Annotated in this window: 25 protein-coding genes; 7 read left to right on the top strand and 18 right to left on the bottom strand. The window is 72.6% G+C overall.

The window, feature by feature from the left end; translation table 11 throughout:
• Positions 1-18: 18 nt before the first annotated feature.
• From JOD51_RS17485 to JOD51_RS03870, 3 genes are read right to left on the bottom strand one after another with little or no spacing between them, the layout of a single operon-like run.
• Complete coding sequence (locus tag JOD51_RS17485) at positions 19-1,089, bottom strand: GNAT family N-acetyltransferase (RefSeq protein ID WP_307839388.1); 1,071 nt, start codon at positions 1,087-1,089, stop codon at positions 19-21.
• A 9-nt stretch (positions 1,090-1,098) separates the two neighbouring features.
• A complete protein-coding gene (locus tag JOD51_RS03875; protein ID WP_204607110.1) occupies positions 1,099-1,584 on the bottom strand; it encodes a hypothetical protein in 486 nt (161 codons plus the stop codon).
• Positions 1,581-2,975: a molybdopterin-dependent oxidoreductase gene (locus tag JOD51_RS03870; RefSeq protein ID WP_259559279.1), complete on the bottom strand. Its 1,395-nt coding sequence runs from the start codon at positions 2,973-2,975 to the stop codon at positions 1,581-1,583. The genes JOD51_RS03875 and JOD51_RS03870 overlap by 4 nt, the downstream gene beginning before the upstream one ends.
• A 21-nt stretch (positions 2,976-2,996) precedes the next feature.
• On the opposite strand from JOD51_RS03870, the gene JOD51_RS03865 reads away from it, so the two are divergent.
• The 3 genes from JOD51_RS03865 to JOD51_RS03855 all read left to right on the top strand — a co-directional run bounded on the left by JOD51_RS03865 (position 2,997) and on the right by JOD51_RS03855 (position 5,930).
• On the top strand, positions 2,997-4,460 hold the full coding sequence (locus JOD51_RS03865; protein ID WP_204607109.1) for a glycosyltransferase 87 family protein: 1,464 nt from the start codon (positions 2,997-2,999) through the stop codon (positions 4,458-4,460).
• A 145-nt stretch (positions 4,461-4,605) separates the two neighbouring features.
• Positions 4,606-5,685 (top strand): GTP 3',8-cyclase MoaA, encoded by a 1,080-nt coding sequence (gene moaA / locus JOD51_RS03860; RefSeq protein ID WP_204610780.1) that lies wholly within the window; start codon positions 4,606-4,608, stop codon positions 5,683-5,685.
• 5 nt (positions 5,686-5,690) lie between these two features.
• Positions 5,691-5,930: a MoaD/ThiS family protein gene (locus tag JOD51_RS03855; protein ID WP_204607108.1), complete on the top strand. Its 240-nt coding sequence runs from the start codon at positions 5,691-5,693 to the stop codon at positions 5,928-5,930.
• Positions 5,931-5,950: 20 nt separating this feature from the next.
• Here JOD51_RS03855 and JOD51_RS03850 read toward each other — a convergent pair whose 3' ends face one another.
• The 5 genes from JOD51_RS03850 to JOD51_RS03830 all read right to left on the bottom strand — a co-directional run bounded on the left by JOD51_RS03850 (position 5,951) and on the right by JOD51_RS03830 (position 10,259).
• Positions 5,951-7,048 (bottom strand): ABC transporter ATP-binding protein, encoded by a 1,098-nt coding sequence (locus JOD51_RS03850; RefSeq protein WP_259559277.1) that lies wholly within the window; start codon positions 7,046-7,048, stop codon positions 5,951-5,953.
• Positions 7,045-7,899, bottom strand: a complete 855-nt coding sequence (locus JOD51_RS03845; RefSeq protein WP_372377614.1) for an ABC transporter permease — start codon at positions 7,897-7,899, stop codon at positions 7,045-7,047. Before JOD51_RS03845 ends, JOD51_RS03850 begins: the two co-directional genes overlap by 4 nt.
• Before the next feature lie 5 nt (positions 7,900-7,904).
• Entirely contained in the window at positions 7,905-8,714 is an 810-nt protein-coding gene (gene modA, locus JOD51_RS03840; protein WP_204607107.1) for a molybdate ABC transporter substrate-binding protein, read from the bottom strand.
• Between the two features lie 73 nt (positions 8,715-8,787).
• The gene (locus tag JOD51_RS03835) at positions 8,788-9,852 is read right to left on the bottom strand and encodes a ThiF family adenylyltransferase (RefSeq protein ID WP_204607106.1); all 1,065 of its coding nucleotides are present in this window, start codon (positions 9,850-9,852) and stop codon (positions 8,788-8,790) included.
• Positions 9,849-10,259 carry a TOBE domain-containing protein gene (locus JOD51_RS03830; protein WP_204607105.1) on the bottom strand — a complete coding sequence of 137 codons (411 nt, stop codon included), beginning with the start codon at positions 10,257-10,259 and terminating at the stop codon, positions 9,849-9,851. Before JOD51_RS03830 ends, JOD51_RS03835 begins: the two co-directional genes overlap by 4 nt.
• A gap of 108 nt (positions 10,260-10,367) precedes the next feature.
• On the opposite strand from JOD51_RS03830, the gene JOD51_RS03825 reads away from it, so the two are divergent.
• Entirely contained in the window at positions 10,368-12,020 is a 1,653-nt protein-coding gene (locus JOD51_RS03825; protein ID WP_204607104.1) for a glycosyltransferase family 39 protein, read from the top strand.
• Positions 12,021-12,077: 57 nt separating this feature from the next.
• Here the strand turns inward: JOD51_RS03825 and JOD51_RS03820 are convergent, their stop codons facing one another.
• From JOD51_RS03820 to JOD51_RS03800, 5 genes are all read right to left on the bottom strand, one after another.
• A complete protein-coding gene (locus tag JOD51_RS03820; protein ID WP_204607103.1) occupies positions 12,078-13,010 on the bottom strand; it encodes a 4-(cytidine 5'-diphospho)-2-C-methyl-D-erythritol kinase in 933 nt (310 codons plus the stop codon).
• Positions 13,011-13,019: 9 nt separating this feature from the next.
• Positions 13,020-14,348, bottom strand: coding sequence for an O-acetylhomoserine aminocarboxypropyltransferase/cysteine synthase family protein (locus JOD51_RS03815; protein ID WP_204607102.1), 1,329 nt, complete (start codon positions 14,346-14,348; stop codon positions 13,020-13,022).
• Positions 14,348-15,394, bottom strand: a complete 1,047-nt coding sequence (locus JOD51_RS03810) for an LLM class flavin-dependent oxidoreductase (protein ID WP_204607101.1) — start codon at positions 15,392-15,394, stop codon at positions 14,348-14,350. The genes JOD51_RS03815 and JOD51_RS03810 overlap by 1 nt, the downstream gene beginning before the upstream one ends.
• Before the next feature lie 129 nt (positions 15,395-15,523).
• A complete protein-coding gene (locus JOD51_RS03805) occupies positions 15,524-16,522 on the bottom strand; it encodes an ATP-grasp domain-containing protein (protein WP_204607100.1) in 999 nt (332 codons plus the stop codon).
• Between the two features lie 175 nt (positions 16,523-16,697).
• The gene (locus JOD51_RS03800) at positions 16,698-17,555 is read right to left on the bottom strand and encodes a helix-turn-helix transcriptional regulator (protein WP_204607099.1); all 858 of its coding nucleotides are present in this window, start codon (positions 17,553-17,555) and stop codon (positions 16,698-16,700) included.
• A 101-nt stretch (positions 17,556-17,656) separates the two neighbouring features.
• On the opposite strand from JOD51_RS03800, the gene JOD51_RS03795 reads away from it, so the two are divergent.
• On the top strand, positions 17,657-18,397 hold the full coding sequence (locus tag JOD51_RS03795) for an SDR family oxidoreductase (RefSeq protein ID WP_204610767.1): 741 nt from the start codon (positions 17,657-17,659) through the stop codon (positions 18,395-18,397).
• Positions 18,398-18,458: 61 nt separating this feature from the next.
• A complete protein-coding gene (locus JOD51_RS03790; RefSeq protein ID WP_204607098.1) occupies positions 18,459-18,956 on the top strand; it encodes a hypothetical protein in 498 nt (165 codons plus the stop codon).
• Positions 18,957-19,040: 84 nt separating this feature from the next.
• Here the strand turns inward: JOD51_RS03790 and rsmA are convergent, their stop codons facing one another.
• The 4 genes from rsmA to rsmI form a co-directional block, all read right to left on the bottom strand.
• On the bottom strand, positions 19,041-19,901 hold the full coding sequence (rsmA, locus tag JOD51_RS03785; RefSeq protein WP_204607097.1) for a 16S rRNA (adenine(1518)-N(6)/adenine(1519)-N(6))-dimethyltransferase RsmA: 861 nt from the start codon (positions 19,899-19,901) through the stop codon (positions 19,041-19,043).
• Positions 19,902-19,903: 2 nt separating this feature from the next.
• Positions 19,904-20,827, bottom strand: a complete 924-nt coding sequence (locus tag JOD51_RS03780; protein WP_166781419.1) for a TatD family hydrolase — start codon at positions 20,825-20,827, stop codon at positions 19,904-19,906.
• The gene (metG, locus tag JOD51_RS03775; RefSeq protein WP_204607096.1) at positions 20,824-22,401 is read right to left on the bottom strand and encodes a methionine--tRNA ligase; all 1,578 of its coding nucleotides are present in this window, start codon (positions 22,399-22,401) and stop codon (positions 20,824-20,826) included. Before metG ends, JOD51_RS03780 begins: the two co-directional genes overlap by 4 nt.
• A 122-nt stretch (positions 22,402-22,523) precedes the next feature.
• Positions 22,524-23,345, bottom strand: a complete 822-nt coding sequence (gene rsmI, locus JOD51_RS03770) for a 16S rRNA (cytidine(1402)-2'-O)-methyltransferase (protein WP_204607095.1) — start codon at positions 23,343-23,345, stop codon at positions 22,524-22,526.
• A gap of 79 nt (positions 23,346-23,424) precedes the next feature.
• Between rsmI and JOD51_RS03765 the strand changes: the two genes are divergently transcribed.
• Positions 23,425-25,056, top strand: a complete 1,632-nt coding sequence (locus tag JOD51_RS03765; RefSeq protein ID WP_204607094.1) for a dolichyl-phosphate-mannose--protein mannosyltransferase — start codon at positions 23,425-23,427, stop codon at positions 25,054-25,056.
• 336 nt (positions 25,057-25,392) lie between these two features.
• Here the strand turns inward: JOD51_RS03765 and JOD51_RS03760 are convergent, their stop codons facing one another.
• Positions 25,393-26,052: a TetR/AcrR family transcriptional regulator gene (locus JOD51_RS03760; RefSeq protein WP_204607093.1), complete on the bottom strand. Its 660-nt coding sequence runs from the start codon at positions 26,050-26,052 to the stop codon at positions 25,393-25,395.
• Positions 26,053-26,187 lie beyond the last annotated feature (135 nt).

Raw genomic sequence — 26,187 nt, 5'->3', positions numbered from 1 at the left:
CGGGGAGCCTAGCGGCGGTCAGTACACCAACTGCATGGTGTCGGAGTCGCCGTTCCGTCCGACGGTGCGGAAGCCGATGCGTTCGTAGAGGATCCGGGCGCCGGTGTTGCCGTCCTCGACGCTCAGGCTGATCCCCGGCCAGCCGGCGCTCCGTCCGGCGGCGACGAGCCGGGCGAGCAGGGCTGATCCGACACCGCGGCCGCGGGCACGGGCGTCGACGGCGAGGGTGAGTTCGGGCACGTCCTCGGCGACGAAGCCGTAGCCCGGGTCGCTCGCGGGCAGGTGCACGGCCCAGGCGACGCCGAGCGGCCCGTCGTCGTCGGACGCCACGACGCCGATGTCGGCGGGGCGCCCGTCGGTCTGGTCGTCCGGGGTCCGGTCCGGGTCGAAGGCGACCGAGTAGTGGGCGAACTCGGGCCGGTCGAGGTCGGCGTCGGTGAACCGCTCGGCCGACCAGTTCATCGCGTCGAGGCTCGCACGGCGCAGCAGGGGCAGGTCGTCGCGGGTCGCGAGTCGGTAGGTGACGCCGTCGGCCACGTCCGGGAAGCCGTCGTCGGCGGTGCCGGTCAGCCGCCCCTCGCAGATCGTCGGCTCGTCCGCGGGCATGTTCGCCACCGCGGCGAAGCGTCCCTCGGGGTCGACGCGGCTGAGGAGCACGCGGGAGATCCCGTCGAGCTCGGCGACCTGCTCGTCCGACAGCGCGTCGATGACCAGGCGGCGGGCGGTCCGGACGTGCCCGGGGGCCGCGGCGACGATGTGGTCGAAGCCGGCGTCGGTGAGCCGGACGTCGGTGGCCCGGCGGTCCTCGGTGGAGGGGCAGCGTGCGACCAGCCCGCGCTTCTCGAGCCGGGACACCACGTGCGACAGCCGGGGCAGTGACGCGTTCGTGGCCGAGGCCAGCACCGACATCCGGAGCGTGTGGAGCTCGGTCTCGGACAGCATCGCGATGACCATGTAGTCGAACAGGGTCAGGTCGGCGTCGCGCTGCAGCTGGTGGTCGAGCGCTGCCGGCAGCAGTTCCATCACCGCGACGAACCCCATCCACGCCCGGAGCTGCTCGCGGGAGAGCCAGGGCGTGTCGTCGGTCATGCTCTCATCCTAGGGAGAGGTTGTCGCTGCAACCACAGGTTGGTCCGACCGACGCCGAGCCGTGACCACACCGACGACGAGGGCGATCACCACGACGGCGACCAGGACCCCCTCGACGACGAGCAACCGCGTCGTGTAGTCGAACGGCAGCACGGTGTCGTTCTTCGTGCCGTGGGCCTTCGCGGCGATCTCCGGCAGGACGACCAGGGCCAGGACGGCGCCGAGGACGATGGCCGCCTGCACCACGACGAGCACCCACGTGCGGAGGGACCGGCCGGCCCGGCGCAGGCCCATGCCGACGGCCAGCACGAACGGCGACAGGATCGCGTCGTGCAGCACGACGGCGCCGAGGAGCCAGGTCGCCAGCCCACCGATCCGGTTCGGACGGACCGAGGTGACGAGGACCCAGGCCCCGAACGCCAGGACCAGCACGCCCAGGACGACGAGCACGATGCGGGCCGTGCGGACCCGGTTGTCGACGACGGCGGTGCTCATGCGATGACCTCGATCCGTTCGATCCACTTCGTCTGCAGCACACCCGGACGTCCGGGCGCGATGATCCGGGCGGGGAACCCGTGTTCCAGGTCGAGCTTCGCGCCGTTGAGCTCGAGGGCGATCAGCGTCGTCGGGTCGGCGGTGTACTCCGGCCCCATCTCCATGATCCGGTAGCCGCCGTGCCGCTCCAGGCTCGTCACCCGGACGTGCACGTTCGGATCGGCCTGCACCGCAGCCAGGAGGTCACGCATCCGGACCCCCTTCCACGTCGCCATCTGGCTCCAGCCCTCGACGCAGGAGATCGGCAGGCGCGCCTCGGTCTGGCCGAGGGCGATGAGCTCGGCGCGCGAGAACGTGCGGCTGACCGAGGGGCCGGCGACCGTGAGCACCCAGTCGGCGGCGGTCGCGGTGGCCAGGACCCCGGCGGCGCGGGCCGTGCGGTTCACCGGCAGCCCGTTCTGGCCGAGGTGCCGCTTGCGGGGACCGAAGACGTTGAACGGTTCGCCGAGGACCGACGACTGCCCGACCGTCAGGGCGACCACGCCCGCGGTGGCCGCGGAGACACCGGCGATGAACCCGCGGCGGGCGACGCGCTGGCGGCGACCGTCCGCGGTCGCGGTGGCGGCGGCGGTCGGGGCAGCAGGAGTGGCGGCCGGCGCGGCGTCGGTGTCGGTGTCGGTGTGGGCGACACGGACCGGCTCGGGTGCGGGAGTCCCGTCGATCCAGCGGTGGAGGCGACCGACGAACCCGCGGGACGTCGAGGCGGAGCCGGGACGGGCCTCCTGTCCGGGCCGGTCCGGATCGTGCTGGTTCGGATCGGGCAGTTCACTGCCCACCGTCGGGTCCGCGACGAAGCGGCCCTGGGCGTCGAAGGAGTCGCGCTTCCGCCAGTACCGCGTGATGATCTGCAGCTTCGTGCCGATGTGGATGAGCAGCGACCCGATGAGGACGTAGGCCAGCGCGTTGTGCACCTGGCGGAACGGGAACGGCCACGGGTACCACTGGTAGGTGTTGAGCAGCCCGGTGACGACCTGCACGAGCGCCGACGCCACGAACACCGCGATCGACGCACGCTCGAGCAGGTGCAGGACGCTCCGGACCGGCGGGGTCTGCACGAGCGCCGGCATCACGATGTTCAGCTTCGCGAGCAGCAGCGGGATGATCGCGATGCCCGCCGTGATGTGCAGGCCCTGCGTGAACTGGTAGAGCTGCACGGGCCGGGTCGGGAACCGCATCCAGCCGAGGGGCTCCTGCAGCAGGTGGCTGTAGACGCCGGTCAGGAAGCAGACCAGGAACGCGATGCCGAGCAGGCGGCCGGTGACCACGGCGCCGCGGGCGGTGCGGTTCGGCGAGGCCATCGCGTCGCGGGTGTGGCGCATCAGACGCTGCACCCCGGCTACTGTCGTCGGACCATGAGCGAACGACTGCGTCCGACCCGTCCCGACCGACGAGCGCTCGTCCCGACCGTGCTCGCCGTCGTGGGCGTGCTGGTGCTCGGCATCGTCATCGCGGTGGGTGTCACGCATCTGGGGTTCCTCCGGGAGGGTCATCGCTCTCCATTCGTTGCGTGGACCCTCATCGCTTGGACGGTCTTCGCAGGCGCCGTGCTGGCGCTCAGGTTCGTGCCCCCGCACCTGGTGACGCGGATCGTCCTCGGTGGAGCGGTGATCGTCGGCATCGCGGCCCTGATCGGACCACCGAACACGAGCACCGACTCCGCACGCTACGCCTGGGACGGCATCGTGCAGCACGCGGGCATCTCGCCGTACCTGCACACCCCGCAGTCGGACGTGCTGCAGCACCTCCGCCCGGACTGGTTGTTCCCCGACAAGGTGAACGGCACGTGCGACGACATCAAGCCCCGGTTCCGCGGTCTCGGCGACGGTCGGCTCGGCCACTGCACGGCGATCAACCGACCCGACGTGCCGACGATCTACCCGCCGATGGCCGAGCTGTGGTTCGCGCTCGTCCGGGCGTTCGTCCCCGCCACCGCGCAGTACCTGCCGTTCCAGTTCGCCGGGCTCGTCGTCTCGCTCGGCGTCACGATCGGCCTGCTCGTCGTCCTCCGCCGTCTCGGCCGTCCGACCTGGTGGGCCGCGCTCTGGGCCTGGTCGCCGCTCGTCGCCGCCGAGGCCGTGACGAACTCGCACGTCGACGTCGTCGGCGCCGCCCTGGCCACCGCGGGCGCCGTGCTCGTCGCGTTCGGCCGGCCGATCTGGGGCGGCATCGCGCTCGGAGCCGCCACCGCGACGAAGCTCATCCCGGCGATCGTCTACCCGGCGCTCCTCGGGCGGTGGCGCAGCTGGTGGGCGATCCCGGTCGGCATCGCCGTGTTCGGGCTGCTCTACGTGCCGTACGTGCTGACGACCGGTCCGAAGGTGCTCGGCTACCTGCCCGGCTACCTGTCGGAAGAGGGCTACGAGGACGGCTCCCGGTTCGCCCTGGTCGCGAAGGTCCTGCCCGGGGACGCCGCCACGGTCGTGGTCGGACTCGTCGTGCTCGTCGCCGCGGTGCTGGCCTGGCGGCTGTCCGACCCGGCGAACCCCTGGTCCGGCCAGGTCTTCATGATCGGCGTGACCTTCCTCGCCGTGACCCCGCGCTACCCCTGGTACGCGCTGCTGCTCATCCCCTTCGTGGTGCTCTCCGGCCGGTGGGAGTGGCTGGCCCTGACCCTCGCGATCGCGCTGCGCGGGGTGTGGCCCTCGGTCGTCGCCTACCGGTGGTGGCTGCTCGCGGCGATCGCCGTCGTGCTCGTCGTCACCCTGGTCCGCACCCGCCGGGAGGACTGGCTGCGCTGGCGTGACCGGCTGCTCGGCCGCGACCGGGCGCTCCACGACGGGGTCCACCCGGATCGGAGCGAGCGCACCGTATCCTGAGGCGATGCCGGCCCAGATGCTGCCCTCGACGGGCCAGATGCCGCCCACGTCCGGGCAGTCCACGTCCGGGCAGTCCACGTCCGGGCAGCCGCAGTCGACGACGGGTCAGGCATCGCCCGGGCAACTCCTCCCCACGTCGGACCTGATGCGCCGGGTCCACCCCGAGGCGCCGGCGCCCGGCCCCCTGGACCGCACCGACCTGCCCCCGCGCCCCGCCGGCGACCCCGGCCTGGTCGACCGCTTCGGCCGGTACGCCGTGGACCTGCGGGTGTCCCTGACCGAACGCTGCAACCTCCGTTGCACGTACTGCATGCCGGCCGAGGGGCTGCCCTTCGCCCCCGACGCCGCCCTGATGTCCGCGGACGAGATCGCCCGGCTGGTGGGCCTCGGCGCCGAGCAGCTCGGCATCCGCAAGGTCCGCTTCACCGGCGGCGAACCGCTGCTCCGCAAGGACCTGGTCGACGTGATCGCCCGGAGCGCAGCTTCCCACCCCGACCTGGAGCTCTCGCTCACCACGAACGCCATCGGGCTCGCCGGTCGCGCCGCCGCCCTCCGCGCCGCCGGACTGCACCGGCTCAACGTCTCGCTCGACACCGTCGACCCGGACGTCTTCGCCGAGGTCACCCGCCGACCGTTCCTGGACCGGGTCCTCGAGGGCATCGCGGCCGCCGCGGACGCCGGACTCGGGGTGAAGGTCAACGCGGTCCTGATGCGCGGGGTCAACGACCACCTGGCGTCCGAGCTGCTGGCCTGGTGCCTGGAACGTGGCCACGAGCTGCGGTTCATCGAGCAGATGCCGCTGGACCCGGGCCACGCCTGGGACGCGTCGACGATGATCACCGCCGTGCAGATCCGCGAGATCCTCAGCGTCGACCACGAGCTCACCCCCGACGAGGCCCCGCGGAACGGCGCTCCGGCCGAGCGCTACCGCGTGCGGTCGCGTGCGACCGGACAGGACCTCGGCACGGTCGGCATCATCGCGAGCATCACCGAGTCGTTCTGTGCCGACTGCACCCGCACCCGCCTGACCGCCGACGGCCACGTCCGCAGCTGCCTGTTCTCGGACGACGAGGTCGACCTGCTCGGCCCGCTGCGCGCCGGCGCCGACGACGGGGTGGTCCTCGACCGCTGGCGTCGGGCGATGTGGGCGAAGCCGCGGGACCACGGCGACGACAGCGACGGGTTCGTGCACCCCACCCGGGGCATGAGCGCGATCGGAGGATGACCGACATGACCACGCTGCGTTTCTTCGCCGCCGCCCGTGCCGCGGTCGGGCTCGACGAGACGACCGTCAGGGCGGACTCGCTCGACGACGCCCTCCGGCAGGTCGCCGCCGCGGACCCCGACCGGTGGTCGGCACTGCAGGAGCGCTGTTCTTACCTGGTCGACGGGGTCACCACCCGTGACCGCTCGACCTCGCTGACGGGCGTCGGCGTCGTGGACGTCATGCCGCCCTTCGCCGGCGGGTAGCCGCCCGGCCGCAGGGCCGATCAGCGCTCCCAGACCGTGAGCTCGGCGGGCGGCACGTACACCCGCACGGGCGTCCCCGGTGTCAGTCCGAGCGCCGCGACCGCCGCGAGCGTCAGGTCCGCCGTCAGCTCCCCGGCCCGCACTCGGACCAGACCGTCCCGCGGCTCCAGCGCGGTGACGGTGCGGAGCAGCCCGCCGTGGTCGTCGTGGTCGGCACGGGTGACGACGGCGGCGGTCGGGTGGTGCGCGGCCGACACGGCACGGCCGGGAGGCACGCCGTGCGTCCCCGACACCAGCCGGCCCCCGGCGTCGGGCTGGCTCCCCGCACCGTCCGGCACCGTCTCCGCGAGCACGAGACCGTCCGCCGTCGCCGTCCCGTGCAGGACGACGAGGCCCGAGAACGTCGCCGCGAAGGCGCTCCGCGGTCGGGCGAGGACGTCGGCGGGGCGCCCCTCCTCGACCACACGGCCGTCCTCGATCACGACGACGCGGTCGGCGAGGGCCATCACCTCGACCGGGTCGTGCGTGACGAGCAGGCTCGGGCGGCCGGCGACGGCGGTGCGGAGGGCTGCCCGGACCTCCTGCCGTGCGCCGACGTCGAGTGCCGAGGTCGGTTCGTCGAGCAGGACGACCGCCGGGTCCGCCGCCAGGGCCCGGGCGATCGCGACGCGCTGCGCCTGCCCACCCGACAGGGTCCCGGGGGCGCGGTCTGCCAGGTCGGCCACCCCGACGGCGGCCAGGGCCTGGCGTGCGGTGTGGCGGGCCTCCCGGCCGGAGCGTCCGGCAGCCCGCGGACCGAAGGCGACGTTCGCCAGGACGCTCCGGTGCGGGAACAGGTCCGGGCGCTGGGCGACCAGGCCGACCCGGCGGCGGTGTGCGGGGACGCTGCGGCCCGGGCCGGCGAGCAGCCGGCCGGCGGAGCGGACCTCGCCGTCGTCCAGGGCGAGCAGGCCGGCGACGGCGTCGACCACGGTGGACTTGCCGGCACCGTTCGGGCCGATCAGGGCGACGCACTCGGACGGTCCGACGTGCAGGGCGACGTCGACGCCGCGGTCGTGCCGGACGACGTGGGCGACCAGTCCGGCCGGGTCGACCAGGCCGGCCGGGTCGGCGGTCACAGCGCGGCTCCGCGGGTCCGGACCGAGGCCAGCCCGATCACCAGGACCGCGACGACGACGAGCACCAGCGCGAGCGCGACCGCCGTGTCCGGGTCGATCTCCCGCTGCAGGTACACCTCGAGCGGGAGGGTCCGGGTGACGCCCTGCAGGCTGCCCGCGAACGTGAGGGTCGCGCCGAACTCACCGAGGGCGCGGGCGAAGCAGAGGACCAGGCCGGCCGTGATGCCGGGCAGGACCCGCGGGGTGGTGACCGTGAGGAACGTGCGGGTCGGACCGGCGCCGAGCGTGGCGGCGACCCGCTCGTACCGGTCGCCCTCGACGCGGAGCGCCCCCTCGATCGAGGACACCAGGAACGGCATCGCCACGAACGTCTGCGCGATCACGACCGCCGCCGTGGTGAACGCGATCCGCAGCCCGTGCTCGTCGAGGAACGCCCCGACGACCCCGAGCCGACCGAACGCGGCGAGCAGCGCCAGCCCACCGACCACGGGCGGCAGGACCAGCGGCAGCAGCACCACCGCGCGGGCCACCCCGGTCCACCGTGAGCGGGAGCGGGCGAACAGGACCGCCAACGGGTACCCGAGGACGAACGCGATGCCGGTCGCCGCGGTCGCCGTGCCGAGGCTCAGCCCGAGTGCGGTCAGCGACGCGGGCGAGGTCACCAGCGCGACGAAGGAGCCCCACTGGACCCGGCCGACCATCGCGAGCACGGGGACGACGACGAACAGGCCGCCGAGCACCGCGGGGACCGGCAGCCACCACGGGACCGGGCCACGGACCGCCGGGCGGCTGCGGCGGGTGCTGCCCGCCGGGCGGCTGCGTCGGCTGCGGCCACGCGGTGTGTCCGGCACGTCGGTCAGGGCTTCCCGAAGCCGGCGGCGCGCAGGGTCCGCTGCCCCGCCGAGGACAGGACGTACGACGTGAAGGCCTGGGCGAGCCCGGGGTTCGCCGCGTCCCGCAGCACGCTGATCGGGTAGGTGTTCACCGCGTCGTCCGCGGCCGCGAAGGGCACCCCGTCGACGTCCCCACCCGCGCCCTGCACGTCGGTGCGGTAGACGATGCCGGCGTCGGCCTGACCGGAGCGCACCTTGCCGAGGACGTCGGTGACGGACTGCTCCTCGCTCACCGGGTGCAGGTCGACCCCGCTCGAGCGCTCCACCGCGGCCGTCGCGGCACCGCAGGGCACCGGTGCGGCGCAGGTCACGAGCTGTACGCCGGAGTCGTCCAGGTCCGCCAGGTCCCGGATGTGGTCCGGGTTGCCCGGTGCGACGGCGATCTCGAGCGTGTTCGTGGCGAAGTCCCGCGGCGAACCGCTGGCGAGGGTCCCCGCACCGAGCTTCGCCGTGGTGGCCTCGTCCGCCGAGGCGATGACGTCGGCGGGTGCGCCGTTCTGGATCTGCGAGACGAGGTCGCTCGATCCGGCGAACGAGAACGTGACGGTGGTGCCCGGGTGCGCCTGCTCGAAGTCGTGCCCCAGGGCGGTGAAGGTCTTCTGGAGCGACGCGGCGGCGAAGACCGTGATCGACCCGGTCGGCATCGAGTTCGACGTCGGCCCCGGGGTCGTGCTGGCACCCCCGGCGGCCGGCGTGCTCGCGCATCCGCCGAGCGCCAGCGCGAGCAGCACGGCGGTGGTCAGGACGGTCGTCACCGGGGTGCGCTGCTGCATCGTGGGCCTTCTCTTCGCGAACTGGGGTTCCGCAGGTGCGGTCAGGTTCGACGATCCTACCCGCAGCAGCGGTTCACTCCAGCGTGAGTGGCCGGCCCTCACGTCGCCAGGCGTCGATGCCGCCGTCGAGGACGGTGACGGGCCTCCCGACGGTCCGCGCCCACGCGTCGGCCCGCGGCCCGCGCGCGCAGGTGACGACGACGTCCCCGTCCGGCAGCACGGCGTCCCCGTGCACCGACCCGGCGATGACGCCGGTGGCCCACTCCTCGGGGGTGCGGACGTCGACGAGGGTCAGGGTGTCGGCCGGGTTGGCCAGGCGGGCGGCGAGGGCTGCGGGCGCGATGCGCGGGGCGGCGGGGGCTGGGCCGCCGGCTGCGGCCGCTCCGGCAGCTCCGGCCGGGAGGCCCGTGGGGCGTCGCGACGCCGGCCCGCGTCGGATCGGGCTCTCGGTCCACCGCCAGCGCCGTGCGTCGACCGTGAGGAGCCGGCCGAGCAGCGGGTCGCCGAGCCCGGCGACGAGGGCGGTCACCTGCGCGGCCATCACCGACCCGACCGCCCCGCAGAGTGCCGGCAGGACACCGTCGACCGCACACGAGCCCTCGTCGGGCAGGACCTCGGGGTGCAGGTCGTGGAAGTCGACGCCGTCGTCCCCGGCGTCGCGGAAGACCGAGACCTGCCCGTCGTAGGCCAGCACGGTCCCCCAGACGAACGGGATGCCGAGCGGCGCACACGCGTCCGAGATCGCCCGCGTGACGTCCACCGCGTCGGCGGCGTCGACCACGACGTCGTGCCCGGCGACGTGCTCCGGCCGGAACCGACCGACGACCGCGACGACGTCGAGTTCGGGGTCGACCGCGCGGGCCCGGGCCGCGGCGACCTCGGCCTTCGCGACGCCGACGTCCGCGGTCGTGAAGAGCGTCTGCCGGGCCAGGTTCGAGCCGTCCACGACGTCGTCGTCCACGATCGTCAGGCGTCCGAGCCCGCTGCCCGCCAGGTACGCGACGACCGGTGCACCGAGACCGCCGGCACCGACCACCAGGACCCGCGCCCGACCGAGCCGTTCGAGGACGTCCGGCCCGGAGCCGGTGAGCGCCGCCGTCCGTGAGCCGAGCCGGCGGCGCGCGGTGCTGACGGTCATGCGTCCTCCTCCGGGCCCGGCGTCTCGACCGTGACCATCGTGGCCTTGACCGAGGCGACCGCGACCGAGCCGATCTCGAGCCCGAGCTCCCGCACCGCCTCGGAGCTCATCAGCGAGACGACCCGGTGCGGACCGCACTGCAGCTCGACCTGGGCCATCACGGTGTCGACGACGAGCCCGGTCACGATGCCGACGAACCGGTTCCGTGCCGAGCTCTGGACGCCCGAGGGGTCGGCGAGCTGGTCGCCGCGGGACCGGGCGTACTCGGCGAGCTCCCGACCGTCGACGACCGCCCGCCCCACGGCGTCGGTCGCACGGCTGAAGGTGCCGCCCTCGACCAGTCGGCGCACGGTGTCGTCGCTGACCCCGAGGTACGTCGCGGCGTCACGGATCCGGAGCTGCGTCATGACGTCGACCTTAACTGTGCGACACCGACCTTCGGCTTGTGGACACTCACCGGCTCCGAGGGCCTGATGTCGGGCTCCCGTCCAGCGGCGCTCGGTACCGTCTCCGGCGTGAGTTCTCCCCGTACCGGCAGCATCAGCGTCCCGCACGCGGTGCGCCACGTGCCGGTCCGTGCCGGTCTCCGCGGTGCCGTGTCGGCCGCCGCGACCACCGCCGTCCGCACCCCGGAGCTCACCATCGGAGCACTCGGCGTCGTCGTCGCGGCCGCCTTCTCGTGGGTCCCGTCGCTCTGGTACGACGAGGCCGCGACCGTCACCAGCGCGCAGCGGTCCTGGCCCCAGCTGTGGGCCGAGCTGCACACCGTCGACGCGGTGCACGGTCTCTACTACGCGCTGATCCACGCCTGGTTCTGGCTGGTCGGCTACACCCCCTTCACGCTGCGACTGCCGAGCGCGCTGGCGATCGGTGTCGCCGCCGCGCTCGTGGTCGCCCTGGGTCGTCGGATCGGCGGCAAGCGACTCGGCATCACGGCGGGCATCGTGTTCCTGCTCCTGCCCCGCGTGCAGTGGGCCGGCACCGAGGGCCGCCCGTACGCCACGATCACGACCCTGTCGGTCTGCCTGACGCTGGTCGGCCTGACCGCGCTCCGCCACGGTCGGCAGGGCCGCGCGATCGGCTGGTGGGTGGCCTACGGCGTGCTCGCGGTCGTCTCGGTCGCCTTCAACGTGTACCTCTCGCTCGCGGTCGTCGCCCACGCCGTGGCGCTGGTGTGGACCCTGCTCGCCGAGCGGCACGACCTGCGCCTGGCGACGGTCTCGCGCACCGGCCGGATGCCGGGCGCTCCGCTGGTGACCGGTCACGTCCTGGTCCGGTGGGCCGTCGCCGCCGGTGCCGCTGCCGTCGTGGTCGCGCCGTTCGTCCTCGTGGTGTCGTCGCAGGCCAGGCAGATCGGCTGGATCAAGGGCATCGGCACCGGCACGTTCGGGCAGGTCTTCTCGACGGCGTGGTTCGGCGCCTCCGGCCCGTACGCCGCGATGGCGTGGACGCTCATGACGATCGGCGTCGGGACCGCACTGGTCCAGGCGCGTCGGGGCGTGCCGGCGGCGCGCGCCGTCGTCCGGGCGCAGGCCGTCCGTGTCGCGCTCCCGCTCGTCGTCGTCCCGACCACGGTCCTCCTGCTCGCGACCGCGCTGGGCGAGCGGCTCTACTCCCCCAAGTACGCGTCGCTGAGCCTGCCGTTCGTCGCGGTGCTCATCGCACTGGCCCTGACGATGATCCGACCGAAGGCGCTGCTCGCGGTGGCCGTCGCGGCCCTCGTCGTCCTGTCCGTGCCCACGGCGGTCACCGTGAAGGGGACCGAGGCGAAGTCCGGCTCGACCTGGTCGCAGGCGGCGTCGATCATCAGCGCCGAGCGGGCCTCCCGTCCGAACGCCAACGAGGGCGTCGTCTTCGGCAGCGTCTACCGGCACCCGACCACGACCGCGGACATCATCAAGGTCTCCTACCCGGAGGCGTTCGCCGGCCTCACCGACCTGGCCGTCGGCGCGGACGGGGCCGACCAGGGCGTGCTCTGGAACCGGAACGCGGACCTCGCCTCGACGGTCCCCGCTCGACTCGGCGACATCGACACCGTCTGGTACGTCGGTGGCACGTCGCGCACGATCCGGCCGGAGTTGAAGGCCGTGCTCGCGGAGCACGGGTTCCGTCCGGTGCACAACTGGCAGACCGGCAAGGTCATCATGACGGAGTTCGTCCGCTCCTGACGGTCGCCCCGATCGAACGCCGGTCCGACCGACGGCCGCTCCGATCGACGGCCGCCGTCAGTGCAGGACGCGGGCGCCGTGCACGGGACCGTGTGCCCGCAGTGCCACGAAGCCGGACGCGCTGAGCGCCACCTGCACCTCGAGTGCGGCGTCGCGGTCCGGCACGAGGAACGCCACCGTCGGCCCGCTGCCGGACACCAGCCCGGCCAGGGCACCCGACCGCTCCCCCAGCTCCAGCGTCTCCGCCAGTGCCGGCTGCAGTCGCATGGCGGGTGCCTGCAGGTCGTTGTGCAGGTTCTCGGCCAGGAGCTCGGCGTCACCGGCTCGGAGGGCCTGCAGCACCTGCGCCTCGACCACGGGGGTGCGCGGCGCGGGTGAGATGTCGGCCCGGTAGCGCTCCCGGTGCTCGTCGAGCGCGCGGTACACGGCGGGGGTCGAGAGGCCGGTCTCGCTGAGCGCGAGGACCCAGTGGAACTCGCCCTTCGCCAGCGCCGGGCTGAGCTCGTCGCCACGGCCCGTGCCGACGGCGGTGCCCCCGGCGAAGGCGAACGGCACGTCGGCGCCGAGCTCGGCCGCCAGGCGAAGCAGTTCGTCCCGACCGAGTCCGGCGCCCCACAGGGTGTCGACGGCCAGGAGGGTCGCGGCGGCGTCCGCCGAGCCGCCACCCATGCCGCCCGCGACCGGCACCTGCTTGTCGATCGTCAGGTGCACGCCGCCGCGGTGCCCGGACGTGCGGGCGATCAGGCGGGCGGCGCGGATCGCCAGGTTGGTGTCGTCCGTCGGTACCGAGGAGGTGTCGATCGGACCGGTGAAGCGGACCGAGAAGTCGTCGGCGTGTTCCGCCGTGACGTCCTCGTACAGGGACACTGCCTGGTACGCGGTGGCGATGTCGTGGTAGCCGTCGTCCTGCAGCGCACCGACGGACAGGTGGACGTTGATCTTGCCCGGTGCGCGCGTCCGCACCCGATCCGGAGCGGGCGTCGACGTCATGCGACCAACCTATCCCCGTCCGGGTCCGGCTCCGGTCGCGTCGGCCGCCGCGGCGAACCCACGGCGCAGGTCCGCGATGACGTCGTCGATGTGCTCCAGGCCGATCGACAGGCGGATCAGGCCCTCGCCGACCCCGGCCGCAGCACGCTCGGACGGGGTCATCTGCACGTGCGTGGTCGACGCCGGGTGCACGACCAGGGAGCGGACGTCACCGATGTTCGACACGTGGTCGAAGAGCTCGAGCGCGGCGACGAAGCGTCGGCCGGCCGCGACCCCACCGGCGAGGTCGAACGCCAGGACGCTCGACGGCCCCTTCGGCACGTACCGCTGCTGCAGATGGTGCCACGGCGAACTCGGCAGGCCGGCGTAGTGCACGTGCTCGACCTGCTCGTGGGCATCGAGCCAGGACGCCACCGCCGCCGCGTTCGACACGTGCCGGTCCATCCGGAGCGACAGGGTCTGGATGCCCTGCAGCACCAGGAAGGCGTTGAACGGGGCGATCGCCGGGCCCAGGTCCGCCGACAGCTTCGACCGGGTGCGCTGGATGAAGGCGCGGCGCCCGAACTTCTCGGCGAAGTTCGTCCCCGAGAAGCCCGAGTGCTCCGTCGTCGTGAGCTGCGGGTACTTCGCCGGGTACGCGGCCCAGTCGAAGTTCCCACTGTCGACGATGAGCCCGGCGATCGCGCTGCCGTGTCCGGCGAGGTACTTCGTCGCCGAGTGCACGACGATGTCCGCGCCGTGCTCGATCGGCCGGACCAGGTACGGCGTCGCGATGGTGTTGTCGACGATGAGCGGGACGCCGGCGTCGTGCGCGACCCCGGCCACCCCGGCGAAGTCCAGGACGTCGCCGCGCGGGTTCGGGATCGACTCGCCGAAGAACGCACGGGTCTCGGGGCGCACCGCGGCGGCCCACTCGTCCAGGTCGGTGGGGTCCTGCACGAAGGTGAACGTGATCCCCAGGTCCTTCAGCGTCGACGCGAAGAGGGTGTAGGTCGCGCCGTACAGCGACGCGCTCGAGACGATGTGGTCCCCGGCGCGGGCGAGGCCCAGCACCGCCAACGACGTCGCCGCCTGCCCGGACGCCAGCGCCAGGGCGGCGACCCCGCCCTCGAGGTCGGCGATCCGACGCTCCAGCGCCGCAGCCGACGGGTTGTTCACGCGGGAGTACGTGTGCCCGGGCGCGTTCAGCAGGAACCGGTCGGCCGCGTCCTCACCGGACGGGTAGACGAACGCCGCGGTCTGGGCGATGGGCGGCACGTTCCCGCCGAAGCCCGGGTCGGACTTGAAGCCCGCCCGGATCTGCCGGGTCTCGAACGCCCAGTCGTCCTCGGCGGCCATCAGGAGATCGCCTCTGCGGGCACCGAGGCGCGGACCAGCGGGATGACCTGCTCGCCGAAGCGCTCCATCTCCTCGAGCTGCGGCGAGAACTGCAGCAGCAGCGTGTCGACACCGGCGTCCTCGTACTCGCGGATCCGCGCCGCGACCTGCTCCGGCGTGCCGACGAACTGCGGCCGCAGCCCACGGTTCGACACGGAGTAGTCCTCGAGCGAGGGCACGTGCTCGAGCTGCGACTTCGAGATGAAGTCCTGGTACGACTCGTACGCCTTGCCGTGCTGCACGTCGGTGATGCGTGCCAGCTCGGCCTGCGCCTCGTCCTCGGTCTCGCGGACGATCGCGTAGGCGGCCATCCCGAACGCCTCGAACGGCGGCAGACCGGCGTCCGCACGGCGACGGCGCATCTCGGCGATCTTCGTGCGGAGCTCCTCGACCGTGCCACCGTGGGTCAGGTAGGCGTCGGCGTAGTGCGTGATGCTCGCCTTGCCGGCCTCGCTCTCACCGCCGGCGTAGATGCGCGGGGTGACGCGCGGCTTCGGTTCGAGGTGCGCGTTCTCGACGTCGTAGTACTCGCCGTGGAAGCTGTACGGCGTCTCGCGCCAGAGGCCCTTCAGGATCTCGACGAACTCCGCGGTGCGCTTGTACCGGTCGTCGTGCTCCGAGAAGATGCCGCCGTACTGCCGTGCTTCCTCCGCCCACCAGGCGCTCACCACGTTGAAGGTGAACCGGCCGCCCGAGATGTCGTCGATCGTCGCCGCCTGCTTCGCCGTCACCGCCGGCAGGTGGTAGCCGGGCCGCATCGCCGCCATGATCTCGAGGCGCTCGGTGGTCGCCGCGATCGCCGCCGCCAGGGCCCACGCCTCGAGACTCGGCGCCGCGACGCCCTTGATGTCGTTGAGGTTCAGCTCCGGCACGAGGGTCAGGTCGAACCCGATCCGCTCGGCGCGCTGCGCCAGGAGCTTCACGTAGTCGAACGTGACCGGCATCTGCTCGTCGTCGACGTTGCGCAGCCAGCCGCCGAAGAGCGGGGTCCAGTATCCGAATCGCACGGGAGAGGTTCCTTGGGTGGTGAGGAGGGACGGACGGGAGGCACGCCCCGGGTCGTGGGGCGGGCCTCCCGTCCGATGGTGGTCGGGACGGGACGGCCGGGGGCCGCGTGGGCGGCTGGCCTCGTCGGGTCAGGCGTGCGCTGCGGCGGCCGCGTACTCCGCGTCGAGCAGGCCGCCGAGGAAGCGCGCGATCGAGCGCGGCCCGGAGGCCGGCGCGACCGCCTCGACGGCGGGGTTGTAGTTCGTGTTCGTGTTGATGTCGTACACGACGGTGCGGCCGTCGGTGGTCTCCATGAACTCGACGCCCGCGATCCGGATGCGCTGGTCGGCGAGGAAGCCGCGCAGCTGCCGGACCAGCTGGTGATCCGCGGTGACCTCGGCGCGGACCGAGAACGTCTCGGTGGCGCCGCCGTCGGTACCCGGGACGTCGCACACCGCACCCGCGATGATCTGCGGGACCTCGCACGCGTCCGCCGGGCAGAGCTCGAAGCTGCCGGCGCTCGTGTCGACACGGACCGCGTAGACGAACTCGCCGCCCACGAACTCCGCGCGGGTGATGAACGGCTCGCGGGCGACCAGGTACTCCTGCAGCAGCGTGATGCCGTCGACCGGCGCCTCGAACTCCGGGCTGTCGACGTAGGCGTCGAACTCGGCGAGCGAGTCGAAGCGGCGGACGCCGAGGCCCTTGCCGCCCTGGTTGTGCTTCGTGATGAACGGGACGTCCTGGCCCCCGGTGAAGGTGGCCGCCGACTGCTTGAGCGTCGTCGTGCCGAACACCGCGGTCGTCCGGGGAACGTCGAAGCCGGCGGCGCGGAGGAGTCCGTGCTGGGCGACCTTCGACACCTCGAGCTCGAGGACGTGGCTGCCGCCGACCACCTGACGCCCGGCGCGCTCGAGCCAGCCGAGCACCGCGCGGGTGTACTCCTTGCTGTGCTCGTGCCCGCGGGTGTGGCTGCTCGCCGACATGCGGCTCCAGTAGACGCCCGGCTCCGGCTCGGCGGCCAGGTCGATCTGCCCCTCGGTCAGGAGGATCTCCTGCACCGGGACACCCTCGGCCTCGAAGGCGGCGGCGAGCGGCGGGAACCACTCGGGGTTCTCGTGGATGACGTACACGCGCGGAGTGCTCACCGCACCACCCTAGGCACGGTGTCCGCGTGCCTGCCAGGTGTGTGACGTGGTGTTGCGTGCGCACCACACTGGTGCCGCACCACACTGCTGCCGCACGACACAACGCCCCGCACTGGGCGGGGCGCTGGCTGGGTGCGGGAGGCCCGGAGGCATCCTGCACGTGCAGCATATCAGTTCAGCGGGGCGCGGCCGCGGCGTCGAAGGTCTGCTGGCCCAGGACGCCGAGGAGCTCGAGCTTCTGCGCGTCCTCGCTGCCCGGCGGAGCCGTGAACAGCAGGAGCGCCTGCGCCTGGTCGTCGGTGTGCAGCACCTGGCAGTCGACGGTGATCCGGCCGAGTTCGGGCTGCACGATCGTCTTGTTGTCCGACCAGCGGCTCGCCACCTCGTGCAGCGCCCACAGCTCGGCGAACTCGGGGCTCCGCCGTTCGAGTTCCGCGACGAGCTCGGTCGCCCGACGGTCCCCGGGGCCGGCCAGCCCCACGGCGGCCCGGAGTGACGCCACGACGACCCGGCCCAGGTGTCCGTGTTCCTCGGCGGCGTACTTCGCCCGCTCGGTGCCGCTGACGAACCAGCGCCACGCCTGGTAGCGCTCGTTGCCGGACAGCCCGACCGAGGTGCCGAGGAGCGCCGCGGCCATCGGGTTCTCGACGAGCGTCTCGCCCAGGTGGTTGACGACGATCGCCGGGGTGTCCGCCAGCCGGTCGAGGACGCGGAGGATCGCGGGGTCGACGTGGTCGGCGCGGTGCATGCGGACGGGTGCGTTCTGCCCGGCCAGGTGGAACAGGTGGTCCCGTTCGTCGAGCGAGCAGCGGAGGGCACGGGCGATCGCCGCGACCATCTGCTCCGACGGCTGCGGGCCGCGCTGCTGTTCGAGCCGCGTGTAGTAGTCGACGGACATGCCGGCGAGGGCCGCCACCTCTTCACGCCGGAGGCCCGGGGTGCGCCGCCGGACACCGGCCCCGATCCCGACGTCCTCCGGGCGGAGCAACTCGCGACGGCGTCGGAGGAAGTCGGCGAGCGCAGCACGGTCCATGCGCCCAGTCTGCTGCGTCCGCCCTCCGGGAGCCAGGGACCGCCGGTCCCCCGATGACCGCGCTCTGGTTGCCGCTCGCCCGACGGCGCATCGTGGTGGTCATGGACATCACGAACAGCACCGTCTTCATCCCCGGCGCGACCTCGGGCATCGGCCTGGCACTCGCGCTCCGCCTGCAGCAGGCCGGCAGCACCGTCGTCGTCGGCGGCCGTCGTCAGGCGCTCCTCGACTCGATCGCCGCCGAGCACGGCCTGGACACCGTGCAGGTCGACGTCGCCGACGCGGACTCGATCCGGCAGGCGGCCGAGACCGTCCTCGCCGCCCACCCCGCGCTCGACACCCTGGTGACGATGTCGGGCATCATGCGCAACGAGGACCTCCGCGACCCGGCGCACATCACGGATGCCGTCGAGATCGTCGAGACGAACCTGGTCGGTACGATCCGGCTCATCGACGCGTTCCTGCCGCACCTGCTCGGTCGCCCGAGCGCGACGGTCATGACGGTGTCGTCGGGTCTGGCGTTCGTGCCGCTGACCGCCACCCCGACCTACAGCGCGACCAAGGCCGGCGTGCACGCGTACACGCAGGCGCTCCGGCAGCAGCTCGTCGGCTCGTCGGTCGAGGTGCTCGAGCTCGCGCCGCCCGCCGTCGCCACCGACCTGATGGGCGGCCAGGACTTCGGCGGGATGCCGCTCGACGCGTTCATCGACGAGGTCGTCGGCCTGGTCGAGTCCGGTGCGGCTCCGGAGATCCTGGTGCAGAACGTCCAGCCGCTGCGCTGGGCCGAGCGCAACGGGAACCACCAGCAGATCCTCGAGATGATGGCGGGACGCGAGCACTGACCCGATCCACCCCTCCCGACATGTCGCACATCACTGTGCCGGGAGGTGCCAGGATGGGTGGATGCGACCAGCACCGTACGAGGAGACCCTGCCGTCCGGACGCCTGATGCCCGTGGTCGGCATCGCCCTGATCGTCATCGCGGTCGGGGCGGTGGCGCTCCCGCTCGTCGTCCCGCCGTCACCGGGGAACGACATGGGTCCCGGAGACACCGCGGTCCTGATCGGGACACTCGCCGTCACGGTCGTGCTCGGCGTCGGCGTCGTCCGGATGCGCGAGACGGTCCGCGTCGACGACGTGCTGGAGGTCCGCGTCACCCCGTTCTGGTACCGACGCCGCATCCCGCTCGACCAGATCGCGTCGGTGACGCCGATGACCCTGACCGGCCGCAACTCCGGCGGGTGGGGCATCCGCCTGATCCCGAGCGGGACCGCGATCCTGCTCGACCACGGGCCCGGCGTGCACGTCGCCGTCCACGGCAAGCGTGCGCTCCGGTTCCGCTGCGGCGATCCGGACGCGCTCGTCGCCGTCCTGGAGGCACGGGGCGCGTCCGTCCGCTGAGTCGCGTCGGTCAGCGTGCGCGCGTCCGCTGAGTCGCGTCCGTCGGGCGGGGTCCGTCGGGCGGACTCCCTCGGGCCGGGTCCGTCAGTCGCTCGTGCCGGCGGCCGCGAGGACGGTCCGGCCGAGCCGCACGAAGTCGTCGACGCCGAGCTCCTCGCCGCGGGCGGTCGGCGCGATGCCGGCGGCTTCGAGGACCTCGGACGCACGAGCACTGCCACCCAGGACACCGGAGAGCGCCTGGCGGAGCATCTTCCGCCGCTGCTGGAACGCTGCGTCGACCAGGGTGAACACCCGCGAGCGCAGCTGTTCGTCGCCCGGCGGCTCGTGCCGGTCGAACCCGACCAGGACGCTGTCGACGTTCGGCACCGGCCAGAACACCTGCCGGCTGACCTGCCCGGCGATCCGCCACGACCCGTACCAGGCGGCCTTGACGCTCGGGGAGCCGTAGACCTTGCTGCCGGGGTCGGCGGCCAGGCGGTACCCGACCTCGGCCTGCACCATGACGAGCGAGCGGACCAGGGACGGGAAGGTCGCGAGCAGGTGCAGGAGCACCGGCACGGACACGTTGTACGGCAGGTTCGCCACGAGGTGCGTCGGCGCGACGGGCAGGTCCTCGGACGAGACCTGCATGGCGTCCTGGTGGACGACGGTCAGGCGGGCGTCGGGCTGCATCGCGGAGACGGTCGTCGGCAGGTGCGCGGCGAGCCGGGCGTCGATCTCGACGGCGGTGACGGCAGCGCCGGTCTCGGTGAGCCCGAGCGTCAGCGACCCGAGGCCGGGTCCGACCTCGAGCACCGCCGACTCGGGCGTGACGCCGGCGATCGACACGATGCGCCGGACGGTGTTGGCGTCGTGCACGAAGTTCTGGCCGAGCTTCTTCGTGGGGGTGACGTCGAACGTCGCCGCGAGTTCCCGGATCTCCGCCGGGCCGAGGAGCGCACCCACGGCTACTGCACCACCGTGACGGGCTCGGCGTCCCACGCGCCGTAGACGAGTTCGGTGTTCGAGGTGATCTGCGCCGCGAGCATCGAGGCGTCGGTCCCCAGCGTCTCGGCCATCGACCGGAGCGTGTGCGGGATCAGGTACGGCGCGTTCGGCCGACCGCGGAACGGCGTCGGGGTGAGGAACGGCGCGTCCGTCTCGATCATGATCAGGTGGCGCGGTGCGACGTGCAGGGCGTCACGCAGGTTCTGCGCGTTCTTGAACGTCACGGTGCCGGCGAACGACATGTACCAGCCGCGCTCGGCACACAGGCGTGCGAGCTCGGGGCCGCCCGAGAAGCAGTGGAAGACCGTGCGCTCCGGGGCCCCGACACGCTCGAGCACCTCGACCACGGCGTCGTGGGCGTCCCGGTCGTGGATCGTCAGCGCCAGGTCGTGGTCCTTCGCGATGCGGATGTGCTCCTCGAAGGAGCGGATCTGCGCCGCCCGGCCGTCGTCACCCGTTCGGAAGAAGTCGAGCCCGGTCTCCCCGATCGCCCGGACCCGGGGCAGGGCCGCGAGCTCCGCGATGCCGGCGAGGTGCTCGTCGAGCAAGCCCTGTTCGTCGAGGACCGGGGCTTCGTTCGGGTGCAGGGCCACCGCGGCGAGGACCCGGGGCTCCCGTGCTGCGATCGACGCCGACCACTGCGAGGTGGCCAGGTCCGTGCCGACCTGCACGACACCGCGGACGCCGACGCTCGAGGCACGGTCGAGGTGCTCCCGGTAGTCGAGGGGACCGTCGCCGCCGTCCCCGACCCCGTCGGCGATCTCCATGTGCGTGTGGTTGTCGTACACCGGGACGGTGAGGGCCTGCGGCAGCGGCGGGTACGTCAGGTCCCGCTTCTGTCCACCGCCGTCGCCACCGCGTGCGCGGACGTGCGCGTCGGTCACGCGGCGCCCTGCTCCGGCTGCTCGATGCGCGGGAAGAGCCCGGCCGCGAGGGGTGTCACCGTCTCGGAGCCCTGCCACTCCCAGGCGCGGTCGATGCGCTGCTCGGCGATGGTCCCACCGGCACCGATCGAGGCCCAGAGCTTCTCGGTCGCCTTCGGCATCACCGGGGACACGAGCACGGCCACCGTGCCGAGGCCCCGGAGTGCCGTGACGAGCACGGTCGCGAGGCGCTCGCGCTGGGCGTCGTCCTTCGCCAGGGCCCAGGGCTCCTGCTCGGTGATGTAGCCGTTCAGGGCGTCGACGAGTTCCCAGACCGTGGTGATCGCGTCGTGCGGGGCGAAGGCGGCGATCGACGCGTCGGCCCGCTCGGTGACGGCCTGCGCGAGGGCATCGACGGCCGCGTCGGACTCGGTCAGCTCGTCGCGTTCCGGGACGGCACCGTCGAAGTACCGGTTCAGCATGGCGACGATGCGGGAGGCCAGGTTGCCGAAGCCGTTCGCCAGCTCGGCCTGGTACCGCGCCGAGATGTCTTCCCAGCTGAAGTTGCCGTCCTGCCCGAAGGTGATCGCGCGGAGGAAGTAGTAGCGGAAGGCGTCGGAGCCGAACGTGTCGGTGATCTCGCTCGGGGCGATGCCGGTCAGCTTGGACTTCGACATCTTCTCGCCGCCGACGAGCAGCCAGCCGTGGCCGAACACGCGCTCCGGCACCGGGAGCCCGGCGGCCATGAGCATCGCCGGCCAGATCACGGCGTGGAAGCGGGCGATGTCCTTGCCCACGATGTGCACGCTCGGCCAGAGGCGCTGGAACGCTTCGTCGTCCTCGGTGCCGTAGCCGAGGGCGGTGATGTAGTTCAGCAGCGCGTCGAACCAGACGTAGAGCACGTGGTCGGAGTCCCACGGGATCTGGATGCCCCAGTCGAAGCTCGACCGCGAGATCGACAGGTCGCGCAGCCCCTGCTTGACGAAGGAGACGATCTCGTTGCGGACGCTCTCCGGCTGGATGAACTGCGGGTTCGACTCGTACAGGTCGAGCAGGCGCTGCTCGAAGTCGGACATCCGGAAGAAGTAGTTGCGCTCGGCCAGGACCTCCACCGGGATGGAGTGGATCGCACAGACCTGCTGCCCCTCGTACGGCCCGGTGCCGGGGACCAGGTCGCTCGGCTGCTTGTACTCCTCGCAGCCCACGCAGTAGAAGCCCTCGAACTCGCCGGCGTAGATGTAGCCGTCGTCGTACAGCTTCTGCAGGAACGCCGTCACACCGCGCTCGTGGCGTTCGTCGGTCGTCCGGATGAAGTCGTCGTTCGCGACGTCGACGGTGTCGAGCAGCGGCTTCCACGCGTCGGTGACCAGACGGTCCGCCCACTCCTTCGGGGTCACGTCGTTCGCCGAGGCGGTCCGCAGGATCTTCTGCCCGTGCTCGTCGGTGCCCGTGAGCAGCCAGGTGTCGTCGCCGCGCTGGCGGTGCCAGCGCGCGAGGACGTCCGCGGCGACCTCCGTGTACGCGTGCCCGATGTGGGGCACGTCGTTGACGTAGAAGATCGGCGTGGTGATCGAGAACGAGCTGCCGTCGGCCATGCGGACCATCCTAGAGGCGCGTCCGTGCCCCGTGACGCGCGGTCACCGGCCTGTGGAGAACCGGACGGGAGGCCCGTGGCGGCGCCGCCACGGGCCTCCCGTCCGACAGGTGTCGGGTCCGGTCAGCGTGCGGCGAGTGCACCCTCGTAGAGGTCGCGCTTGGACAGTCCGGTCGCGTCGGCGACCGCCGCGGCGGCCTCCTTCATGCGTGCGCCGGCGGCCACGCGCTCGAGGACCAGGCGGACGCCGTCCTCGATCGTGGCGTCCTCACCCGACCCGGTCGAACCGGCGACGACGACGCAGATCTCGCCGCGGACACCGTCGGCCGCCCACTCGGTCAGCTCGGCGAGGGTCCCGCGTCGGATCTCCTCGTGCATCTTCGTGAGCTCCCGGCAGACCGCGGCGCGCCGGTCGGCGCCGAAGCCTGCGGCCATGTCGCCGAGCGTGTCGGCGATCCGGTGCGGCGACTCGAAGAAGACCATGGTCCGCTGCTCCCCCGCCAGCGCGGCGAAGACGCGGCGACGCTCGCCGCCCTTGCGGGTCGGGAAGCCCTCGAACGTGAACCGGTCCGTCGGCAGTCCGGAGAGCGCGAGGGCGGTGAGGACGGCACTCGGGCCGGGGATCGCGGTGACGGTGACGCCCGCGGCGGCGGCGGCCTCGACCAGGGGGAAGCCGGGGTCGCTGATGGCGGGCATGCCCGCGTCGGTGAGCACGACGACGTCGTCCTCCCGGGCGAGTTCGACGACCTCGGCCGCACGCTCCCGCTCGTTGTGCTCGTGCAGCGCGATGAGCCGCGGCCGGTTCTCGATGCCGAGTGCGCGCATCAGGTGGATCGCGGTCCGGGTGTCCTCGGCGGCCACGACGGAGGCGTTCGACAGCGTCTCCACGAGTCGACGGGAGGCATCACCGAGGTTGCCGATGGGGGTTGCTGCGAGGACGATCACGACCCCATTGTCGTCGTCGTGGCCGTGCCCTGTGGACGGCGCGGGCGAGCGGCGAGGTCGCGTCCGTAGGATGCTGCGAATGACCACGGACCTGGCCGACCTGCAGAAGACCGTGCCGGACGTCCCGCGCGGCTCGCGGCTCGACGACTGGTGGGGCCGCGTGCTGTCCGTCGGCTGGCGGGTCGCCGCCTGGCGCTGGGGCGGTCCGATCGCGGTCACCGTGCTGGCGGCCCTGCTCCGACTGGTCGACCTGGGCCGGCCGCACACGCTCGTGTTCGACGAGACGTACTACGTCAAGGACAGCTGGTCCCTGGTGCACCTCGGGTACGAGGGCACGTGGCCGGCGAACCCGACCGGTGACGGCGCGACGACGACCGACCAACGGTTCGCCGACGGGCAGACGGACCTCTACTCGCGCGCCGCGGAGTTCATCGCGCACCCGCCGCTCGGCAAGTACCTCATCGGCCTCGGCATGCTGCTCTTCGGGCCGGACAACGCCTTCGGCTGGCGGTTCACGGTCGCGGTCCTCGGCATCGCCACCGTCTTCCTCACCGCGGTGATCGCCCGCTCCCTGTTCCGGTCGACGTTCATCGGCACGCTGGCCGGCGGCTTCCTGGCGGTGGACGGGCAGGCGATCGTGATGTCGCGGGTGTCGCTCCTCGACGGCATCGTCACGTTCTTCGTCGTGCTCGGGTTCGGCGCGCTCGTGCTCGACCGGCGGTGGTCCGCCCGGCAGCTCGACCGGTGGGTCGACCGGAGGGCCGCGGCCGGTCGCCCGACGCTCTGGGGGCCGGTGCTGTGGTGGCGGCCCTGGCTCGTCGCGATGGGCTTCGCGCTCGGGCTCGCGACGGCGACGAAGTGGACCGGGCTGTACTTCCTGGCGTTCTTCGCCGTGTACTCGGTGGTCAGCGACATGCTGCTCCGCCGTCGGGCCGGTGTTGCGTTCTGGTCGTCGAGTGCCGCGCTGCAGCAGGCCCCGGTGACGTTCATGCTCACCGTGCCGATCGCGGCCGTCACCTACGTGGCGTCCTGGGCCGGCTGGTTCCTGACCCGCGGCGGCTGGGACCGGAACTGGCTCGGGACCGGCGGGGAGCGCTGGACCGGGGTGCTCGCCTGGGTGCCCGACAGCCTGCAGAACTGGTGGCACTACCAGAGCGAGATCTACGCGTTCAACATCGGCCTGCACACGCCGCACTCGTACCAGGCGAACCCGCTGCTCTGGCTCCTCATGCAGCGGCCGACGTCGATGTACTACGTCGGCGTGGACGCGGGCCAGGACGGCTGCGCGGCCGATCGCTGCGGGGCCGCCATCACGGGCATCGCGAACCCGTTCGTCTGGTACGCCGCGGTGATCGCAGCCGTGGTGCTGCTCGTGCTGCTCGTCACCCGGCGGCGGTGGGAGTACGGCATCGTCCTGATGGGCATCGGCGCCGGGTACCTGCCGTGGCTGATGTACCTGGACCGGACGGTCTTCCAGTTCTACACGATCGCCTTCGAGCCCTTCCTCGTGATGGCGTTGGCCGCGGTGATCGCACACCTGCTCGGCTCACGCGAGGATCCGCGACCACGACGGACACGGGCGCTGGTCTGGCTCGGGGTCTACCTGGTCGTGGTGGTCCTGGCGTCGGCGTACTGGTACCCGCTGTGGTCGGCGATCCAGGCTCCGTGGGACTTCATCCGGTCCCACTACTGGCTGCCGAGCTGGCTCTAGGCGGGTCGGGCTGGTCGGGCTGGCTGCGCTGGTCGGGCTGGCTGCGCCGACGGCGCTGGCTGCACGGGAGGTCCGGGCACCCGCCGGGCGGGAGGCGCGGTGCCGGCCCGCCACGGGCCTCCCCCACCGACACTGCCCGCGCCGTGGGCCGAGTCCGGAGGGTGGCGAGCGGTCACGACACCCCGCCCGAGCTCTCCGAGTGGTCACGAACCGTCGGTTCGGCGCGCCCGAGACGACGGTTCTCGACCGGTCGGCGGACGTGAACGGTGGGTCCTGACCGGTCGGGAGCCCGGTGGCGGCGTGCGCCGGCGGACGTGAGCGGTGTGTTGTGACCGGTCAGGGCTGGGCGTGCAGGGCGCGCTCGATGGTCTCGCGGTCGAGCGGTTCGCCGAGCATGCCGTCCGGTTCGACCGGCGGCAGGACGCCGTCGATGACGACCTTGGCGTACCGGCGCCAGGCGTCCGGGTCGTGCGCACGGGTGGCGTCCGCGACGGAGCCGATCATCGTGGTGAGCATCGGCAGGTCGCGGTAGTCGAAGCCCTCTCGGACGACGCCGGCGTCCCGCGCGCGACCGATGATCGCGGCGACCTGGCGTTCGAGGCGGTCGCGTTCGTGCACGATCGAGGGCCTGGCCTTGCCGGCACGGACGATCGCGTCGGCGAGGGCGCGGTCCCGCGCACGGAACTCGAACACGCCCATCAGGTACAGCCGGAGCGACTCGCGCGGGTCGATCTCGGTGGCGGCACGTTCGGCCGCGGCGTTCATCGCCTCGAACTTCGTCGCGAGCAGCGCCTCGATCAGGGAGTCCTTGTCGGCGAACCGACGGTAGACGGTGCCGACGCCGACGCCGGCTTCGTGCGCGATGTCGTTCAGGGTCACCGACAGCCCGCGCTCGGCGAAGCACTTGCGTGCGGTCTGCAGGATCAGCTCGCGGTTGCGTGCCGCGTCGGCTCGGAGGGGCCGCTCGAGTTCGGCGTGCTGATCGGTGGTGCTCACGGTGACGACCGTAGTTGAACTTTCTGGGAACAAGCGGATGCGCTCGCTCCGTTTTGGTCTACAGTGGTCTGAAGCGGATGCCTGGCATCCGGTTTCACCACATCAAGACAGTGCCCGACGGCGCGCGCTGCGAAC

This window comes from Curtobacterium herbarum (genome assembly GCF_016907335.1).
GTDB classification, from domain to species: Bacteria; Actinomycetota; Actinomycetes; order Actinomycetales; family Microbacteriaceae; genus Curtobacterium; species Curtobacterium herbarum.
This window is presented reverse-complemented; position numbering and strand designations above follow the sequence as displayed.